This window comes from Larkinella terrae, from assembly GCF_009668025.1.
GTDB classification, from domain to species: Bacteria; Bacteroidota; Bacteroidia; order Cytophagales; family Spirosomataceae; genus Larkinella; species Larkinella terrae.
The window spans coordinates 376280-395223 of the sequence record NZ_WJXZ01000006.1; the positions used below are offsets into that span (position 1 = coordinate 376280).

General features: G+C 48.7%; 19 protein-coding genes. 3 read left to right on the top strand and 16 right to left on the bottom strand.

All coding sequences use genetic code 11. The features are described from left to right. Window positions 1–74: 74 nt before the first annotated feature. The 5 genes from GJJ30_RS12200 to GJJ30_RS12220 all read right to left on the bottom strand — a co-directional run bounded on the left by GJJ30_RS12200 (window position 75) and on the right by GJJ30_RS12220 (window position 5942). Entirely contained in the window at window positions 75–653 is a 579-nt protein-coding gene (locus GJJ30_RS12200; RefSeq protein WP_154175430.1) for a helix-hairpin-helix domain-containing protein, read from the bottom strand. A gap of 33 nt (window positions 654–686) precedes the next feature. Then, entirely contained in the window at window positions 687–1172 is a 486-nt protein-coding gene (locus GJJ30_RS12205; protein WP_154175431.1) for a helix-hairpin-helix domain-containing protein, read from the bottom strand. 30 nt (window positions 1173–1202) lie between these two features. After that, the gene (locus GJJ30_RS12210; RefSeq protein ID WP_154175432.1) at window positions 1203–2129 is read right to left on the bottom strand and encodes an OmpA family protein; all 927 of its coding nucleotides are present in this window, start codon (window positions 2127–2129) and stop codon (window positions 1203–1205) included. A gap of 245 nt (window positions 2130–2374) precedes the next feature. Then, complete coding sequence (rho, locus tag GJJ30_RS12215; RefSeq protein WP_154175433.1) at window positions 2375–4411, bottom strand: transcription termination factor Rho; 2037 nt, start codon at window positions 4409–4411, stop codon at window positions 2375–2377. Window positions 4412–4796: 385 nt separating this feature from the next. Beyond that, on the bottom strand, window positions 4797–5942 hold the full coding sequence (locus GJJ30_RS12220) for a mechanosensitive ion channel family protein (protein WP_154175434.1): 1146 nt from the start codon (window positions 5940–5942) through the stop codon (window positions 4797–4799). 68 nt (window positions 5943–6010) lie between these two features. On the opposite strand from GJJ30_RS12220, the gene GJJ30_RS12225 reads away from it, so the two are divergent. The 3 genes from GJJ30_RS12225 to lptC all read left to right on the top strand — a co-directional run bounded on the left by GJJ30_RS12225 (window position 6011) and on the right by lptC (window position 8664). Beyond that, window positions 6011–6742: a type III pantothenate kinase gene (locus tag GJJ30_RS12225; RefSeq protein ID WP_154175435.1), complete on the top strand. Its 732-nt coding sequence runs from the start codon at window positions 6011–6013 to the stop codon at window positions 6740–6742. Next, a complete protein-coding gene (bamG, locus tag GJJ30_RS12230; protein ID WP_229313093.1) occupies window positions 6726–8012 on the top strand; it encodes a BamG family beta-barrel-assembly machinery protein in 1287 nt (428 codons plus the stop codon). Before GJJ30_RS12225 ends, bamG begins: the two co-directional genes overlap by 17 nt. Window positions 8013–8109: 97 nt before the next feature. Beyond that, a complete protein-coding gene (gene lptC, locus GJJ30_RS12235) occupies window positions 8110–8664 on the top strand; it encodes an LPS export ABC transporter periplasmic protein LptC (RefSeq protein WP_154175436.1) in 555 nt (184 codons plus the stop codon). Here the strand turns inward: lptC and GJJ30_RS12240 are convergent. The 11 genes from GJJ30_RS12240 to GJJ30_RS12290 form a co-directional block, all read right to left on the bottom strand. After that, window positions 8661–9104, bottom strand: a complete 444-nt coding sequence (locus tag GJJ30_RS12240) for a c-type cytochrome (RefSeq protein ID WP_154175437.1) — start codon at window positions 9102–9104, stop codon at window positions 8661–8663. The genes lptC and GJJ30_RS12240 overlap by 4 nt on opposite strands. Beyond that, window positions 9104–9748, bottom strand: a complete 645-nt coding sequence (locus tag GJJ30_RS12245; protein ID WP_154175438.1) for an SCO family protein — start codon at window positions 9746–9748, stop codon at window positions 9104–9106. Before GJJ30_RS12245 ends, GJJ30_RS12240 begins: the two co-directional genes overlap by 1 nt. Before the next feature lie 71 nt (window positions 9749–9819). Beyond that, window positions 9820–10266: a hypothetical protein gene (locus tag GJJ30_RS12250; RefSeq protein ID WP_154175439.1), complete on the bottom strand. Its 447-nt coding sequence runs from the start codon at window positions 10264–10266 to the stop codon at window positions 9820–9822. A 35-nt stretch (window positions 10267–10301) separates the two neighbouring features. Further along, window positions 10302–11960, bottom strand: a complete 1659-nt coding sequence (gene recN, locus GJJ30_RS12255; RefSeq protein WP_154175440.1) for a DNA repair protein RecN — start codon at window positions 11958–11960, stop codon at window positions 10302–10304. 9 nt (window positions 11961–11969) lie between these two features. Next, window positions 11970–12212: a hypothetical protein gene (locus GJJ30_RS12260; protein ID WP_154175441.1), complete on the bottom strand. Its 243-nt coding sequence runs from the start codon at window positions 12210–12212 to the stop codon at window positions 11970–11972. Between the two features lie 3 nt (window positions 12213–12215). Beyond that, window positions 12216–13130: a type IX secretion system protein PorD gene (gene porD / locus GJJ30_RS12265; protein ID WP_154175442.1), complete on the bottom strand. Its 915-nt coding sequence runs from the start codon at window positions 13128–13130 to the stop codon at window positions 12216–12218. Beyond that, window positions 13127–14347 (bottom strand): bifunctional phosphopantothenoylcysteine decarboxylase/phosphopantothenate--cysteine ligase CoaBC, encoded by a 1221-nt coding sequence (gene coaBC, locus GJJ30_RS12270; protein ID WP_154175443.1) that lies wholly within the window; start codon window positions 14345–14347, stop codon window positions 13127–13129. Before coaBC ends, porD begins: the two co-directional genes overlap by 4 nt. A gap of 119 nt (window positions 14348–14466) precedes the next feature. Continuing rightward, entirely contained in the window at window positions 14467–14787 is a 321-nt protein-coding gene (locus GJJ30_RS12275) for a DNA-directed RNA polymerase subunit omega (protein ID WP_124903362.1), read from the bottom strand. Window positions 14788–14847: 60 nt separating this feature from the next. Continuing rightward, window positions 14848–15732 (bottom strand): outer membrane protein assembly factor BamD, encoded by an 885-nt coding sequence (locus tag GJJ30_RS12280; RefSeq protein WP_154175444.1) that lies wholly within the window; start codon window positions 15730–15732, stop codon window positions 14848–14850. A 138-nt stretch (window positions 15733–15870) separates the two neighbouring features. Continuing rightward, window positions 15871–16512 carry a T9SS type A sorting domain-containing protein gene (locus tag GJJ30_RS12285; RefSeq protein ID WP_154175445.1) on the bottom strand — a complete coding sequence of 214 codons (642 nt, stop codon included), beginning with the start codon at window positions 16510–16512 and terminating at the stop codon, window positions 15871–15873. A gap of 182 nt (window positions 16513–16694) precedes the next feature. Then, the gene (locus tag GJJ30_RS12290; protein WP_154175446.1) at window positions 16695–18830 is read right to left on the bottom strand and encodes an OstA-like protein; all 2136 of its coding nucleotides are present in this window, start codon (window positions 18828–18830) and stop codon (window positions 16695–16697) included. Window positions 18831–18944 lie beyond the last annotated feature (114 nt).

Here is an 18944-nt window from a genome sequence, read left to right on the forward strand (position 1 = left end):
TTACGGTGGCTGGCGCGAGAATGAATGATGCGTTAGCTACCGTAAATCGAAAACCGTATACCAATTAACGGATATTAAACCGACCGACCGTACTTCTCTTTATACAATTGTTTGGCCTGACCAACCCAGTCTTCGCGTTCGATCCGGTCGGGGAAGAATTCGATGATATCACTCACTTTCTCAACGTCTTCGGTCGTAAAGTTGGCTAATTGCCGGAAGCTGAAAATGCCGAGCGTGTGCAACTTGCGTTCAAAAAACGGCCCAACGCCCACAATTTCTTTCAGGTCGTCCGCTTCGTTCAGCGTCGAATAGCCAATGCGGGTGAAGTTCAACTCCGAAGCGCGGGAGGCAATTTTGCGAAACACGCTTTCGTCTTCCAGTTCGGTTGCGGCCTGCACGCTGGGGCGCGCTGCGGAATTGAAATGCTCCACTTTTTTCTGAACCGGTTGCGTCACCGTGGCTGCGAATGCTTTCCGCTTGCGGTGGCATTCATCGAGAGCCGCTTCCTGCTCGGCCAAAGCCGCCCGAAGCTCCTTAATGCGACCATTGGTGATCAAACGGGCCAGAATGTAACCCACCAGAGCCGCAAATGCCAGCAAAATTAAAATCTCAGTAATGGCAACGCCCCGGTTAAACGGATCTAAATTAAACATGATGTTGTGGCGGTTTTAAGTCAATGATTGGGTTTATACTCCATATTTCTTGCGGTACAGCTTTTTGGCCTGACCAACCCAGTCTTCACGTTCGATGCGATCGGGGAAAAATTCAATGATGTCACTGATTTTTTCTACATCTTCGGTGGTGCAGTTGGCCAGTTGACGGAAGGTGTAGATGCGTAAACTGTGCAGTTTTTTTTCAAAAAACGGCCCAATTCCGTTGATCTCCTTTAAATCGTCGGCCTGAATCAGGGTGGCCTGACCAATGCGGGTGAAATTGAGTTCGTTGGCCCGGGATGAAATTCGTTGCAAAACGACGTCTTCCTGCTGCGCCTGATTGAATTTTACGCAGTCCTCCACTTTTAATTCGGCCGCATTGACCTGACTCTCGAGCTGGCGAATCATTGCCTTCCGGCCAATATAGCCAATGAGAAAGCCCAGGGTGCCACTAACGAACAACATGATCCAGTGTTGCAGTGTGGCATCGGGCAATTGATGGGGATTCATTTCAAACATAGTGGTATCCGGTTTTGATGGCTGAAAAGATTATTTTTTGACGACAATGGCGGCCCGGCGGTTGGTCCGGCGACCTTCTTCGGTTTCATTGGACGCAATCGGCCGGGATTCTCCTTTCCCTTCCACAACTACCTGACTGGCCGGAATGCCATCATTCACAAATTGCATTTTCACTGCAGCAGCGCGTTTTTTAGACAAGGTGAGATTCAGCGCGTCGGAGCCAACATTGTCCGTATGTCCGGTAATGACCAGTTTCTGATCGGGGTTTTCTTTGAGATATGCTTTTGTCTTTTGCAGGAATTCGGCGGTTTCGGCGGTTTTGATATAAGTGGTTTTCCCAGTATGAAAGTACAGGTCCATCGGTTCAAAAATGGACGCAAACTTCTGACTTTTCGCCAGTTCTTCTTCCTTCGGTGCTTTAACCAGCACTTCGTCCAAAAAGGCAAACCGAATTCCTCCATACAGGGAGTCACCAGCGGGCGTGAAGGCCAGATCGGTATTTTCTTCCCCTTGCGTCGTAAACAGACTGTCTGGTAATCCCATTGTGGCCAGGTAAGCGCGAACGCTGTTGGCGCGGGCAAGTCCCAGGTTTGCTTCCGTTGATAAATTTTGTTCCTTGGGATCGAAGAAACCGGTGAGTTGCAACCGTTTGCCGGGATTTGCCTTCAGGTAAAGCGACAGGGAATCAAGCAGTGCCCGAACTCCGGCCGGATTAACATCGGCGCCGGATTTAGCAAACGCCAGATGGCCGTCGGAATGAAATGTTGCGCTGGTGCCATCCGCAAATTCCAGTCCGGGAACGGTGAAAGCCGGGGCGGTTATGGCTCCGCCGGAAACTGTTGGGGTAGGAGCGTTGTCGTCCGCACAAAGTTGTTTAATGTGGCAGACGTGCCAATAGGTTGAACCACCCATCCAAAGAAGCAGTAGAACAACCCAGGGAGTTTTATTGGTGAACATGAAATAACGGGGGATTTGAAGTTTTCAATCTTTCCTTGAGACGGAAGGAGGGACGGAAAGTCATGCAGATCCTCAATTATTTTTTGTTACTTTAATCATTATCACCCATCTACGAAAAAAAATGAATGTATTGATTAACCCATCGTAATACGTTAACGTGTTGATGAGCCGAAAACCGCATTCAATAAAAAATCCTCCCCGCAGACTGCGAGGAGGCTTGAATGTATTTTTGGAAAACCGCTGGGTTAGCGATTCATCGAAACCAGGAATTCGTCGTTGTTCCGCGTTCCGCGCATGCGATCGAGCAGGAAATCCATCGATTCCATAGCGTTCATATCAGCCATGTGTTTGCGCAGAATCCAGATGCGTTGCAACGTTTCTTTGTCGAGCAACAGATCTTCGCGACGGGTGCCCGATGCCAGAACGTCGACGGCCGGGTAAACGCGTTTGTTGGACAGTTTCCGGTCGAGCTGGAGTTCCATGTTACCGGTACCCTTAAACTCTTCGAAGATAACTTCGTCCATCTTCGAACCGGTGTCGATTAGAGCCGTTGCAATGATGGTTAATGAACCGCCGTTTTCGACGTTCCGGGCGGCTCCGAAAAACCGCTTCGGTTTATGAAGGGCGTTTGCATCGACCCCACCCGACAGAATTTTGCCGGATGACGGCACCACCGTGTTATAAGCCCGCGCCAGACGCGTAATCGAATCGAGTAGAATGACCACGTCGTGCCCGCACTCAACCATCCGCTTCGCTTTTTCCAGCACCATGGAAGCCACTTTCACGTGCCGCTCGGCCTGTTCGTCAAACGTGGACGAAATAACTTCCGCGTTTACACTCCGGGCCATATCGGTTACTTCCTCCGGCCGTTCGTCGATAAGCAGAATGATGAGGTAAACTTCCGGGTGGTTTTTGGTGATGGCATTGGCAATGTCTTTCAGCAATACGGTTTTACCGGTTTTGGGCTGAGCAACAATCATACCCCGCTGACCTTTTCCGATCGGCGCAAACATGTCCACAATCCGGGTCGAATACTGATCCGGGCGATAGCTCAGGTTCAGTTTTTCTTCCGGGAAAAGGGGCGTCAGGTATTCGAACGGAATCCGGTCGCGGATTTCCTCAGTCGTTTTTCCGTTGACGGATGAAACGCGAAGCAGCGCAAAATATTTCTCGCCTTCTTTGGGTGGCCGGATCTGACCGCGAACAGTGTCACCGGTTTTCAGCCCAAAAAGTTTAATTTGTGACGGTGACACATATATGTCGTCGGGGCTGGCCAGGTAATTGTAATCCGCCGAGCGCAGAAAACCGTAACCTCCATCGGACATAATTTCCAGGACCCCTTCGTTTTCGATGATTCCGTCAAACTCCCGAACGTGCTGGTTATACTGTCGGCGAATGCGGTTTGTGTATTCGTCCGGACGGGCCACTTCCCGCTGCTGGCGTTCCGGTTGAATTGTAGTCTGAGGAGTTGTCGGTTCGGGTTGGGCTACCTGAACGGGCGCTTCAACCAGGTTGGAATCAGCCGGGGGCGCCGTTTGTTCCGTATCGGTTTCCGCCGGAGCAGTATAAAAATCGTCGGCATCAGTTTCAATTGAAAGATCCAACGCGGGTTGTTCAAGTTCGTTTTTCCGGCTGCGGAACTGATCCGGGCGCGGATTTTTATTGTGAATGCTGCGGTTTCCAGCCGGGTTGTCGGTAGCAGTAGCCGACGGTACTCCCGGATTGACGGTTTCATCGTCTTTGCGAATCCGCTGACGCACCCGCCGGTCGTTCTGATCGGAATGTTCGGTGCGGGCCGGGCGAATCGGACCGGTTTGTTCCGGGCCACGGCGGTTTTGGGGTCGGGCGTTCGCTGAATCGTTCGGCCGACCGTTCCGCTGCGTATTGTCGCGATTTGGGCGGACAACCTCCTCCCGTGGTTCTTCAACCCGGTTCTCCTGCGGAGGTGTTTGAATTTCCAACTGAATGGGTTCCGGTTCGGGAGCAGGAACCGGCGCCAATTCGGCAACCGGAGCTGGGCTGGCAGCTGGTGTAGCTTCCGAGCGTGGACGGCGACCACGGCGGGGCGCTTCAGGTGCTCCGGCTGAAACGGCTTCCGCCTTTCCGATTGTGCCATTTTCGGCGGCTGCCGGAATTGGGTCAGGCAGTAAAGATTGTTGATCCAGAATTTTATAGACCAATTCTTTTTTATTGAATTTACTAATGTCCCGAATGCTGAAGGATTCAGCAATCGATTTCAATTCTGATAATAGTTTCAGATCGAGTTCTTCCTTATTGTACATAAAAAGCCAGAGTAAGCAAAGAGGGCTTTACTTGATGAATGTGAGATAATGTCGCTACGGCGAGCCGTGGATGAATGAATCCAAATGAGGAAAAGTAGTGCTTTAAATTTACGATTATTTACAAGTCAGTTACTTGCTTGACCGATCACATGCAGAAACTGTTTCAGTAACAATCCCACTACGCTGGTGCGTGGTGCGCTTTAATGGGGACAGTTTGTTCAGGTGGAATTGGCTCGCAGCCTTGGATAACACGGATAAAGGCAGAACACCAGTGAATCGGGTCAGAACCTATATGACCACAATGTTATGATTTTAATTCCGCTTTGTCAACAAGAACGAGTAAAACCCGCAAATGTTTTAAAAATTAGTCAAAAGCAGCCAGAATTTATTGTTGATTTTCGAGCGGGGATTCAGCTTGGGTTCGAAGATACACCATTCGTGTCGGAAATGCAAACTGTCCTTTATGTCTGTTAACAATTTCTACTAATTGATAGTTCACGATTTCCTTTACCTGGCTGAATTCCCGGAAATCACCGGTTGCCACGTAATACTGAATTAGAATATCCAGCGAACTTTCACCGAAGGAATCAAACTGAATCAGGGGCGGAGTCTGGCTGGTTTGGGGTTCATTCTCAAGCCATTGTCTGACGTCATGCACAATAGCCCGGAGCGTTTCGGGGGAGGTGTCAAGGGCGAGGTGAAGAAAAAATTTGGCTCTTCGCTGGCTGCGTTGGGTCAGGTTGTCGAGCGATTGCGAAATCATCAGCCGGTTCGGAACCGCAATCTGGCTGCCGTCGTCGGTGCGGAGCCGGGTGCTCCGGAATCCGATTTTTTCCACCGTTCCGGTCACCTGGTTCGGGCCGGTTCCGGCGGTAACGGTGTCGCCGGTTATAAAAGGACGATCGAGCAGAATGGCGAAGGAGGCAAATAAATTTTCGAGGGTTTCGCGGGCGGCCAGCGCAATGGCCAGACCGCCAATGCCGAGGCTGGTGACAAGGGCAATAACGTTAACGTCGAAAACGATACTCAGCGTAGCAAAAAAAGCGATGGCTGCCACCAACATGATCATCAGGTCGCGGACAAACGGCACCAGTTGGTCATCGAGTTTGGTTTTGGTCAGCTCGGCCCGTTTCTGAAAAATCAGCCCGATGAATTTGACAAACCGGATGGCGATCCAGGCCAGCGTGATCATCAGCGTGGTTTGGTAAAGCCGGATGACAACGAGCCGGTAGCCAAATTCCGTGCGCGGAACCAGCCCCCACTGGTCGGGAATGGCCAGCCGGTCGAAGGCCAGAAAAAGCATGATCAGCAGAATGAAAAATTCGATCGGTTTTCGCATCAACCGAATGAAATCGCCGATGGGAATGGCCCCGGCTTCCGGTTTTACCAACCGGTAAAAAAAGCGGCTAAGCAGCATCGACAGGATGCGTTTTAGCCACAAACTCAGTAGAATGATCAGGACAAATACCAACAAATTCCCAACGGAATTTTCCAGTATCCGTTGCTCAAACCAAATTTTTATTAATTCCATGCCGCATTTTAAGCATTTTTAACGTCTAGTATTGAGGAATCTGGTACCTATTTGCAATTTTTGCAGTAATGAATATCGCCATTGACTGGGGGAACAGCGCTGTCAAAGCCGGTTTTTTTGAGAACGGAAACCTGCTTGATAGTTATTCTCAAATAGCAATTGAAGACTTGCGGATTTTGATTCGGGAAAAACCGCCCGAAGCGGTTGTCGTTTCGTCGACCAGTCGGTCGGCGGAGCAGTTGCGGGAGCAACTTTCGCTGAATAAGGACACGTTCTGGCTGGCACTTGACGGTTTTACGCCGGTGCCGCTGGAAAAACGGTACGATACACCCAATACGTTGGGTACTGACCGGATCGCGTCGGCGGTTGGGGCTAAGGTTCGGTTTCCGGACTCGGCCTGCCTGGTGATCGATATGGGCACCTGCGTTACGTATGACTACGTAGACGAGGAGTCGGTCTTTCACGGCGGGATGATTTCTCCTGGCTTTCGTATGCGATTCCGGGCCATGCATTCGTTTACAGAAAGACTACCTCTGGTCGAACCGGACGATCTTCGTCCCTCATTGCTGGGCAAAAATACCCGGCAGGCCATGCAGGGTGGTGTCATTAATGGATTGTTGGCCGAATTGAACGGAATCATCGAAGCACATCGCCGGGATCACCCCGATGTGAAGGTGCTAATCTGCGGAGGAGATGCGCCATTTTTTGAAAGTAGCCTGAAACCACCCATCTTTGCAGTACCGGAACTGGTGCTGATCGGATTGAATCGTATTTTACAACATAATGTCGACCTCTCGTAACGGAATTTATTCCGTCTTATTTACCGGCCTGTTTCTGTTTGGATTAGCTCAATTGAGCGCTCAGGCACAAGGACTAGGCAATTCTCCTTATTCATCGCTGGGTATCGGCGAAATTTATGGCAGCAACAACATCACCAATATGGGGATGGGCGGTTTGGGAACCGCTTACGCAAACGGTTTTTTCCTGAATAGTGCCAACCCGGCTTTGTTGGTTCGAAACCGCTATACCATTTTTGAAGTCGGTTTATTGGGACAGTCCAAGCGAATTTCGGATAACCGGGGCCAAAGCCAGCAGGATTTTGGTGCCAACCTGAGTTACCTGACGCTGACTTTCCCGGTCACCCGGTACTGGTCGGCGGGGATTGGATTGCGGCCGTATAGTTACGTCGATTACCAGACCACCCAGTACCAGAAAGTGCCCGGCACGATTTACGAGTCGGAGTATGTCTATCGTGGGCGAGGAGGACTTAATAAAGCCGTTTTTACCAACGGGTTTAGCATTACCCGAAACTTTTTTGTCGGTATCGAAGCCGCCTTTCTGTTCGGTAACATTACCAATGACTCGGATTCACGCTTGCTCATCGGTGGTGATGACATTACCGTAAAACGCTCGACGCTTACGAGCTACAGCGATGTCGTCTGGCGACTGGGAGCGGCCTGGCGCCCCAAAATAGGGAAAGACTGGTTCCTGAACATTGGCGGAACCATTGACCCGATGACCCGACTCGGCGGAAAGTCACTCGATACGTACCAGCAAATCGATGCCACTGGCGCACAGATATCGACGCCGGATACCGTCAGCAGCCAATCGAAGGGTTCCATTACCTTGCCAACCCAACTGAAGGGTGGAATTGTACTCGAAAAATCGCAGAAACTGGCATTTGGAATTGAATTCGGTTACCAGCCCTGGTCAAAATACAAGAGTCTGGACGGTAGTCCCACCAATCTGAAAGATAGTTACTCCGTTGGCGCCGGGCTTGAGTTTACGCCCAAAACCCGTTCGCTGCGTTATTTTGATCTGATTCCCTATCGCCTGGGCTTCAACTACGCGAAATTGCCTTATGCCATTAATGGAAAACAGCCGGACGATGTAAGTGCCAGTTTGGGCTTTTCATTGCCGGTCGGACAATTTGTCAATTCAATGACTATTTCTTTGACGGGTGGCCAGCGCGGAACGGTTGTTGATAACCAGATCAAGGAGCGGTATTTCAAAATTGGTCTCGGCTTGTCGCTCAATCAGCAATGGTTTCAACGCTATAAAGTGGATTAAAAACCGGTTTCTGCCCGATTTGAGTTACCGTTCGATCAATTGAACGAACCCGACGAGTCAGGATGGTGTTTTTGTCATGAAGATTCACACCTAAAAAATGATTGGCAGGCTTATTTTCAGTTCTTTACTGGCCGTTTTCGTTGCAATCGGTTTAACCGGTTGTAAGGAAGAATCGACGGTGAAAAAGTCCGAACCGTATACCGGCCCACTGGAAGAAATCAACGATGTGCAGATTTTGTACAGCGAAAAGGCGCAATTGAAGGTGAAGATGAAAACGCCCCTGCAGTACAAATACCAGTCGAGCGACCGGGTTTATCCAAAAACCGTCAACATTGAATTTTACGGACCAGATCAACAGGTTGAAACGACGCTTCGCGCCGATTCCGGCCATTATTTCCAGGCCCAGAATTATTACCGGGTTATGGGTAATGTAGTGGTAATCAACAAGAAGAAAAACGAAGAAATGTATACGCCGGAACTAAACTGGAATCCAACGACCAAGAAAGTGTATACGGACAAGCCGGTTAAAGTTCTGAATAAAAATACGAACGAGCGAATGGATGGCGTCGGTTTGGATACTGATCAATCGTTTTCCCATTATTTTCTTCGCAAAGTAAACGGAGTTTTCCGGCTGAACGGCACCGGAAATTAGTTTAGAACCTTCGTTTTTTCCCGCTGAACGCGGCAGGTATCCAGAATCTTACTGGTTTCTTTCACATCCGTAATCACGTTTTCCTCGCCCCATTTATTGTAAATGAAGGTCGTGATTTCGGCAATGTCGATGTCGGTCAATTGCGGATTGGCGGGCATTGGCCGGTGAAAAGAGCGTCCGTTCACCACAATCGGTTCGTTCTGGCCGTACCGGATCAGGCAAATGACTTTCTCCTTGTCTTTCAGGTAATCCGAACCGTCAATGGGCGGGTAAAGCGCTTCGAGTCCTTTTCCGTCGGTCTGGTGACAGTTGGCGCAGTGTTCCGTGTAGAGTTGGTACCCTTCAACAAAATATTTCTCCTGTTTCAGTTCTTCCTGGTTTTGGCAGGCAGATTCAAAAAAAAGCGTCAATACGGTTAAGCAAATCGCTGCCTTTTTCATTATTTTTTGTATTCGGCAAGGAGTTTATCGATGTCGGCCATGAGTTTATCCGCACCGGCTTCGGTCGTGCCGTCATACATCCCGCGAACGTGTTTTTCCTTGTCGACCAGCACGAAATGCCCGCTGTGGAGAAGGCCACCCGGTGCTCCGGCGTCTTCCTGAGCCACCACCATGTAGCTTTTACCGGTTTTAAAAATGTCTTCTTTTTTGCCCGTTGCGAACTGCCATTGATTGCCGGTTACGCCCAGGTTTTTGGCAAATTCTTTCAAAACCGCCGGAGTGTCGTGCGCCGGATCGATGGTATACGACAAAATCATGACGTCCGGATTACTTTTAAACTGCTCATAAACCCGTTTCATCTGGGTTTTCATTTTGGGGCAAATGGTCGGGCAGGAAACAAAGAAGAAGTCAGTGACGTAAATTTTGCCTTCGAATGTTTTGTCGCTAACCGGCAGGCTGTCCTGATTGACATACTGAAACGCCGGAACCTGATAATAGGCAGTGTCCGTAACGGTTTTTCCGTCAACTTCTTTGGTAATGACATCCCGCTCCCCGAAAATAGGCAGGCGGTTTTCACTTGATGAACAGGCCGCCAGCAACACCAACCCGACGACCGGAAAACATTTTTGAAGTGCAGAATACATACTCGATCTATAAAAACCGGAGGATAGAAGCGGTAAAAACCGGTTATCTGGTCAACATTCAGAACGCGAAATTAGTTACCCAGAAACTTCTTTGCCTGCGAAATTCCGCCCGTTACTTTTTCTTTTACAACAGTAATTTTCTTTAATTCGCTGTTCAAATAGGCTTTCGCCTGGGCTTCATCCAGAACGTCCAGCGTGTCGGATCGGTAGTTATGCATCCAGTCATTCATCAATTCGTCGGCTTCCGTAAGGGATTGATTGATAGCAATCCCTTCCTGCTGGCGGTTTTGCGAAACGGGCGTGGCTGGCGTGATTTTGGACAGACTGTCAATCTGATGGCTAATCTTTTCCTTCAAATCCATTATCTCTTCCGTCCTCATTACCTCATCATGAATCGCCATGACCTGATCCCGGATCTGTTCGACGCTCTGGTCTTCACCGGTTTTCTGTTCGCCGGACTTTTGGCAGCTCGTAACGGCAAAACCAATAACAACAAGGGAAACCAATACTTTTTTCATTTTGCGATGGGTATAAAATGAGTAATCGTTTACGATCAAGCCTTTTGGGATAAAAGCTCTTTCGCGTTTTTCAATACACTGGCCGAGGGGTTATTGCCTCCAATCATCTGCGCGATTTCCTGAACCCGTTCATTAAAACCAAGTTTTTTAACCCGACTAACGGTTTTATTGCCTGAGTTGTCTTTGTAGACGTAGTAATGCGCTTTTCCCTGGGCGGCAATCTGGTGCAGGTGCGTAATGGCAATTATCTGGTGACTGAGGGCCATTTCGCGCATCATATTGCCCATTTTAATGGCAATTTCGCCGGAAACTCCCGTGTCGATTTCATCAAAGATAATCGTTGGCAAAGAACGTTTGCTGGCCAGAATGTACTTAATCGTCATCATCAGCCGGGAAAATTCACCGCCCGAAGCCACATTTTTGAGTTGCTGGGGCTTGACACCCTTGTTGGCGCTGAACAAAAACGAAACCGTATCGACGCCGTTATGGGTGGGTTTACCGGTTTCCACGTTGATTTTCAGGGAAGCATTCGGCATGCCCAAATCGACCAGCGAGTTGTCTACCTGTTTCTCAATCTGGGGAATAACTGCCTGCCGGGAAACCGTCAGCGCCTGAGCACTGATCATGAGTTGCTTTTCGGCGGCTTCATTTTCGGCTTTGGCTTCTGCCAGCTCGGCATCCGAATTCAGAATTTTGCTGACTTTTTTCTCCAGCTCTGCCTGAATTGCCAGTAACTCGGCAACGGTTTTGACCGCGTGTTTGGTCTGGAGATTATAAATCAGATTGAGACGTTCCCGAATCGTTTCCGCACGGGTATCGTTGGTTTCAATGTTTTCCTGTTCCGCACTGATTTCGTTCGCCAGATCACGAAGTTCGATCAGGGAGCTTTGCGCCCGGTCGCGAATCTGGCTGAAGCGATCGGCCAATCGGGTGACATAGTTCAGATTATTGACTACATTTTTGAGGTAAACCACCACCGACTGTTCGGCATTGTCCAGGTAATCAAACGATAACTGAAGCCTTTCCTTGATGTCTTCCGCGTTTTCCAGGATTGTCAACTCCTGCTCCAACTGCTCCTGCTCATCGGTTTGCAGTTCTAATTTTTGGAGTTCTTCGTACAGGAAATGATTGTAGTCGAACTCCTTTTTCATCGTTGCCGTCTCATTCAGCAACTGTTCATACGCTTCCTGTTTAAACCGGAACGTGCGGTAATCGGTGCGGTATTGACGAAGCAACGCGTCGTTTTGGGCGTAAGTATCGACAATCTGTAACTGGTAGTCGTTTGACCCCAGCAAAATAGAATCGTGCTGTGAGTGAATGTCCATTAACTGGCTGGTCACCCGCCGGAGAATATCGAGCGTTACCGGCGTATCGTTGACGAAAGCGCGCGATTTTCCGCTCGGGCTGATTTCCCGCCGAACCACACAGGTCGTGTCATAATCGAGATCTTCCTCCTCAAAAAGGTTCTCAATGACGTAACCCGATACGTCGAAAAAACCTTCGATAACGCATTTGTCGGTAGGATTATAGAGCGCTTTGCTATCCGCGCGGTTTCCCATCAATAAACCGATTGCACCGAGCATTATGGATTTTCCCGCCCCGGTTTCACCCGTGATGATGTTCAACGCGGAGTCGGGGTCCATTTCCAAATGTTCAATCAGGGCGTAGTTTTTTATCAGTAAATGCGAAAGCATAGCAAAATTCTAAAAAGGAGCTTTTTCGTCCAGGATGACTTCGTCAACGGTATGAATCTGTACGGTATGGCTGTGACCGATGTTGTCACGTACCGACAATTCAGAACCCTGAACCCCGAGCAACCGACCGTGGACCGTGCGTCCGTCGGTAAAAACCACATTCACTTCAGCATTTTTTAGCCTGGTGGCAGTTTCGGTGTTCCACTGGTTGAGAAGTTCCGTAGCCCGAATGCGAATTAAACGTTTACCCATGAATTATCTGAGTAACTTTCGGTAAACTTCTGTTTTGGCCGGGTCGAGGCTCGACAGCAGCGTGAATGCTTTCTGCCGCTCGTCGCGGGAACCTTCATTCATAATGTTTAATAATTCTTCCCCCTTGGCGTCAAAGAAGGTGTTGATCACGATCGAGTTAGGCCGTTGCTGGCTCACCTGCCGAATCGTGTTCAGGACATCAAGCACCTGAGCCCGCGAACCGGCGGGATTGGTCGTGAAGTTATCCAGCGCCTGGCGGTGGTAGGTATAAAGGGCTTCGTGATACGGAATAAACTGCTGGTTTTGCAGATTTTCAATCAACCAGTACCGGTTTCGGATATCACCCCGAGCGCCCCAGGCTCCTCCGTCAACGCTCTGACTTGCCTGCGTCATGACATTGAAAGCCCGCTGAAAAAACTGTTTTCCGCCCAGCTTTCCGAACGAATCATAATCAACTCCCAGAATAATCAACGCGTCAAAAGCCAGCAGCGAAGTCAACTCACTGGAATAGGCATTTTCATTAAAGTACATCGCATCATTCTGGCGGTACGGAAAATTGAACGAATTGTCGATGTACCGGAGTGTGACGGTTTCGTAATTACTCCCGTAGACTGGCCGGGTCACAATGATCTGAGCGCGACCTTCGTAGTAATTTTGGGAAGGAACCTTTAAAATATCGATAATCAATTTGCAGTTGATGCGTTCTTCGGGATTAAACGCGTCGGTGGTCCACCGGCGGTTGTTCATAAAATCCGTAATGAACCCCTGCAACTGCGGGAAAACCTGGCGGTCCGTAACCTGCGTAGATTGCGCCTGGTTGAAATTCACCGTCACCTGACAGTTTAATTCCTGCGCCACTACAGTGGTTGACAAAACAGTAAAAACCGCAATAATCAGTGCAATTGATTGAAATTTCATACCATCGATAACTGTTCCTGAACCAGATTGAGCAAATCTGCGGCCACTTTATCCTTCGACTTTAGCTCAAATTCATAGATTCGTTCGTCTTTGTCAATAACGGTAATTTTGTTGGTATCGTGCCCAAAACCGGCACCCGGATCGCGTAAAGAATTCAGGACGATCAAATCAAAATTTTTGGCCCGAAGTTTAGAAACCGCGTTGTCCAGTTCATTATTGGTTTCGAGGGCAAAGCCAACCGTAATCTGATCCGGGCGTTTCTGTTGTCCCAATGTGGCTGCAATATCAATTGTTTTGGTCATTTCCAACGCAAAAACCGACTCCTTTTTCTTGATTTTCTGCTCTTCCGGATGCAAGGGCGTGTAATCCGCGACGGCAGCCGCCAGCACAACAATCTGGGCCTTGGAAAATTCTGCTGCCGTTGCCTCATACATCTGTTGCGCCGAATGCACGGATATACGCCGGATGGCCGGGTCGGGGAGGGGCTGCACACTGGGTCCGCTGACGAGGGTCACATCGGCCCCTGCCTGCGCAAAAGCCCGGGCAATGGCGTAACCCATTTTGCCGCTGGAGTGGTTGCTGATGAAACGAACCGGATCAATCGGCTCCTGCGTAGGCCCGGCGGTTATCAGAACCTGCTTGTGACGAAAGATCGGCCGGTGGGCGAAATGGCGTTCCAGATCCGCTACGATGTGTTCAGGCTCAGCCAAACGGCCTTCCCCCACCAAACCGCTCGCTAATTCACCGTGTTCCGCCTGAATAAGCCGGTTTCCGAATGATTCCAGCCGCCGAAGGTTGTCCAGCGTGGAAGGATGGCGGTACATGTCCAGATCCATGGCCGGAGCGAGAAAAACCGGGCATTTGGCCGAAAGGTAAACCGCCGATAACAGATCGTCACAAAAACCGTGGGCCAGTTTAGCCAGCGTGTGGGCCGAAGCGGGCGCAATAACCATCAGATCGGCCCAAAGAGCGAGCTCGACGTGGTTGTTCCACTGGCCTTCGCCCTGACCGCCTGAGCTGGTAAATTCTGAAAATACCGGCCGTTTCGCCAGCGTTGCCAGCGTCAATGGAGTAATAAAATCCTTGGCGGCCTGGGTCATCAGTACCTGAACCTCCGCCCCGGATTTGACCAATAGCCGAATAAGCAGGGCTGATTTATACGCAGCGATGCTGCCGGTTACACCCAGCAGAATCTTTTTACCGGCCAGAGTAGACATAAAAGTTAATTTAAAAGCAAATAAACCGGGAAAGTACAAAATTCACAGAGAGTGTTCGCGCTGGCGATTTTCTCCGTGAGATCTGTTCTTCCCCGGTTTGCTTTGGACTTCGACTTAAATTACAGCGAGTTGGTCGTATCTTCCTCGACCGTACGCCATTGCAATTTACCTTCCAGAAACTCATCCGTAGCAACGGTTGTCGGTTTCGGCAGGCGCTCGTAATATTTTGAAATTTCGATTTGCTCGCGGTTTTCGAAAACTTCTTCCAGATTGTCGACCGCCGAAGCAAATTCTGACAGTTTATTGCTCAGTTCTTCTTTCATTTTGCTCGAAATCTGCCGGGCGCGTTTTGAAATAATCGAAACTGATTCGTACAGATTACCCGTTGCGGCTGCAATTTTATCGGTATCGCGGGTGATGATTGAAGGATTATTTGCCATGATTTTTCGGTTTTCAAAAGCTATTTTTGGCCAAAAAGGATTGCGGCCAAAAGGTGATTGTTAATTAGCCGTTGTCGCGGTGACTTTGGCCGGTTTTTGTTGTTGATTCAACTTCTCTTTTTCCAGATTCGCGATGGTTTCCAGCTCTTTGCGGCTATCCTCGTACATCCGCTCAGCTTTCCTGATATCCGAACTTTTGGGGAATTTGTCGACCAGAGCCAGATAATAAGTTACAACATCCTGGTGCCGTTCCTTAATTTTATCGGCGAAACTATTTTTGGCCAGGTGGTATTGAGCGTCAACCCGTAGATAGGCCAGTTCTTCATTGTATTTCGAATCCGGATATTCCCGCAAAAAGTTCGTAATGGAAACCACTGACGACCGATAATTAGCAATGTTGGCCGCACTGGTTTTGTAATACTGCTTCGCTTTATCATACGCTTTCCGCTCCAGTTTGTCGCGAAGAACCGCAATGTATTGCGTACACTCCTGCCGAAACGGACTTTCCGGGTGGGCGTTGATAAAGTCCTGCAACGCAGCCATCGCCGTCAGCGTATTGGATTGATCCAGGTTGTAATTCGGCGAATCTTTGTATAAAGAGAGCGCGTAAAAGTACATCGCTTCGTGAGCGTAATCGCTTCGGGCAAACGTTTCGTAAAACTGTTTGAAGTGAAACGACGAAAGCTGATAGTTCTGCTGCTGGTATTCGCAGTGGGCCCGGTAAAACTGAGCCATTTCCGACTCCGTACTTCCTTTCAGAATGGGGATCAATTCTTCAAATAAGAGACCTGCCCGGTAAAATTCACCTTTTTTGAAATACGTTACGGCGGCCTGGTACTTCTGATCGTCGGTACCCGTTTTCTGTAACTTCTGGAATGGGCTGCATGACGTTAATACTACCAACAACACAACCGCTAACTTACCTGCTCTCAAATAATGCTGCATAAGGATGCAAAATTAATAAAAATCTCTGTAAACTTTAACGATAAGTCCGGTTAAATAGTGCTGAATCAGAGGAGAGTAATGGGCAAAAAAAAAGCAGTAAACAGATTTCTGTCTACTGCCTATCTAAAAACGTATACCTCATTGGTGACTGACCATTAATTTTTTGGTGGCAATCTTCTTGCCTTCCAGTGACAATTGGTAGAAATACATTCCTGAATTCATTTCGCTGGTAGCAATCCGGACTTTCCGTTCGTTGCGGTCCAAAACGTATTCCCCGACCTGAGCCCCCAAAACGTTATAGAAAACCAGCTTGGCGTCTTTTACGGAACCCGTAATCTGGTAATCTATTTCGGCACTTTCGTTCGCCGGATTTGGGTAGATATTTGAAACCGTAATCCGATCATTTGAGTACATCCGGTCATCGACTTTTCGGGTTTCTTCGGCTGACTGCCGTGCCTCGGGAACTGCTAAACTCCCCGTATCCGAACTGGCCGTACGAGCCGTAGCTTTACTGGCCGATGTATTCAAAAGCTGATTGCGGTAAAACTGATTGATGGCGGTGTTTTTCTGGGCCGTAACACCCCGATCCAAACTGGAGACATTTGGGTGTTTCAGAAAAGGGAAATTATGGGAGTGGATAACCCGGCTTGCCACGGCGGGCTTTTGTCCCAATTCCAACCGGCTTTTTGGCTTGCTGCTATCGGTTTGAGCCAGTAAGCTCTGTGAAACCAATAGCGCCAGGCCGGTTAACCAGGCATATAAACGTACAGGTTGTTTCATATAGTTTCATGCAATAATCGGGTGGATATATTACCCCATCACAAACATATTTAAAAAACCGAGAAAGTCAACGACCGCTACCTCAAAAAATTGCTATTCTCAGATCTTTTTTGTCAGTTAGAACTTCGTTGTCTCTCAAAGGTTTAAAATAGACTGAAAAATTTATTGAAAAATGTTACGGTTTACTTGTTTACTTTTCGAACCGGTTTTTTGTTGAGCTCGCGCTCCAGATCACTTTCTTCGGCGGGAGAAACTGAAGTCTTTCGCGCAGGCACTTTTCCAGTTTCTGCTTTTTTCAGCGCTTCAGTTGCCAGACTGTCCACTTTCTGAGTCTGAACTCCATCCGGGATAGCAATTGTTTTTTTAGTTGATACCAGTTTTCTAGTTGAATTGGATGACTCTTCAGCCACGCTTTTTACAGGTGTCAGCTCAACGATTGGTTTACTCTTTAGCCCTTCGGTTGTTGTGCTATCAGCCTTCTTCGTTTTGTTTTCGGTTACTTTCTCGACCGTTTTTTTAGTTTCTGCCGCCGAAACCGGTGTCAATTTTCCCGTAGATAAATCCTCTTTTACCGACGTATTTCCGCTGGCAGCCCCCGGCATTTTTTTGATCAGATTCCTGATCTTTGGTTCCGCTGCCGGAACCTCCCGTTTGATGGTGGCAGACGCTTCCGGCAAAACCGGAGTAACTGCGTTTTTAGCCTTTTCGATTCCCGATAAAACCGGTTGGCTGGCCGGTGCTTCCGGTAGGCCCAAAACCCGGGCTTTCGTGGGTTTTTCGGCCACTCGCCAGTTAAAACCGTCCAACCGTTTGTCGGCTTCTTTTAACTCCTTGGGTGGAACCAGTTTTGAATCCGGTTGCCCATAAAAGCTGATTTTTTTTACTTTTCGATCCATGAACCGGATGGTCATTTTACTACACAAAACCCGATTCATTCCCACCATTTTATTGTTGTCGTCAACGGCAAAATAGAGACTTTCGCCGTTGCCTTCCACTACCACATGGTCAATGTCGGAGCGGTCATTTTTCTTGTCATAGGCAAAATAAGTGGTCAATGTCCGCCCTTTTACCTGGTTAAAGTTGAGCAGCGTATCCTGTGATATGACGAAAGAGTGGCCCCGAAGTAACATTTTATTGATGCGATTATTTTTCATCAATGCGGTTATCGAGTCGCCTTCCATCTGGTAATTGGTACTCCACACGATTGGATCTCTGTAAAAATAGATGGTAGAATCGGCGGTTTCGTACACAATCGAATCACACTTACTCTGCAAATCGTTCTTAAAAACCAGGACGTTTTTCTGGCCGATTAGCCTCCGATACGTCGAATCGGCCGCCGGAGAGCCTTTCTTCCGTTTCGGATTGGGCAATTCAAACGACCAGAGCGTATCGGCCCGCATGTAGAGCGTATCGGAACTGGTGATGCTTTTAACGACCGCATTCCCAACCATACGAGCTACGCCCACTTTGCGGTTGTAACGCCCGAAATTGCCCGTCAGAATGGTCTGATCTCCCTTCGCAAAAAGAACGACGTTGCCACGGGCGGTGTAAAAATCATTGGCATTGTTGCCAAATAAGGTATCGCCCGTCAGCGTATATTTTTCCGTTTCAATGGTGGCCCGGCGCTGAAAATTCGACAAACGCGAAACCGTATTGTAATCGCCGTCTTTCGCAATCAGCGTCCCTTCCTTACTCACAATTTTGGTTGGCCCCTGAAACGTGGCAATCTTACTGAATGAATTGTAAAGCAACGAGTCGGCTGTCAGGGTGTATTGCGGATTAACCAGTTTTACGTTCTCGTGGAAAGTAAAAAGTTTCGTCCGCGTATCGTAATAGCCCTCCCGGCTGGTCAGAATATTTTCCCGGTCAACGATTCGGCCTTTTACCGGATAATGCGCAATGCCATTGGCGAGATCGTATTCCAGTTTTCGGGTCGTCAGCGTCATTTTCCGATCTTTTAGAATAACCGTCCGGCCGGTAACAACGGATTGGCGCGAAGCGCCGTAATAAAAAACCGTATCCCCCCTGACACTGAGCGTATCGCCCTGAATCATCCGTACGTTTCCGTAAGCTTCAATGACGTTGGTCGTTAAGTTCTGGATCGCCAGATCGCAGTACATCAGCATGTTTTTCTGCTGAAGCTCAACGTTACCCGTTAACTTTCGAACCTCTTCCGTACCAGACTGAATACCTTCCAACTGATCGGCACGCTTCAGAATGACAATATCAGATGTTCCGCCAGCCGATGGATTGGCAACCTGTGCTTCTGCCGAAATGGCCAGCGAAACCAGGAGCAATACCAGAAGTCTGTGTATCATCTTGTTGTAATAGACGCTAGTTTTATTCAAAGGGTTGCGACACATGGAAAAAAAATACTAAAATTTCTGAACTCGGATTTAGCAGATTAAAACGGTCTGCCGTAGCGGGATAAA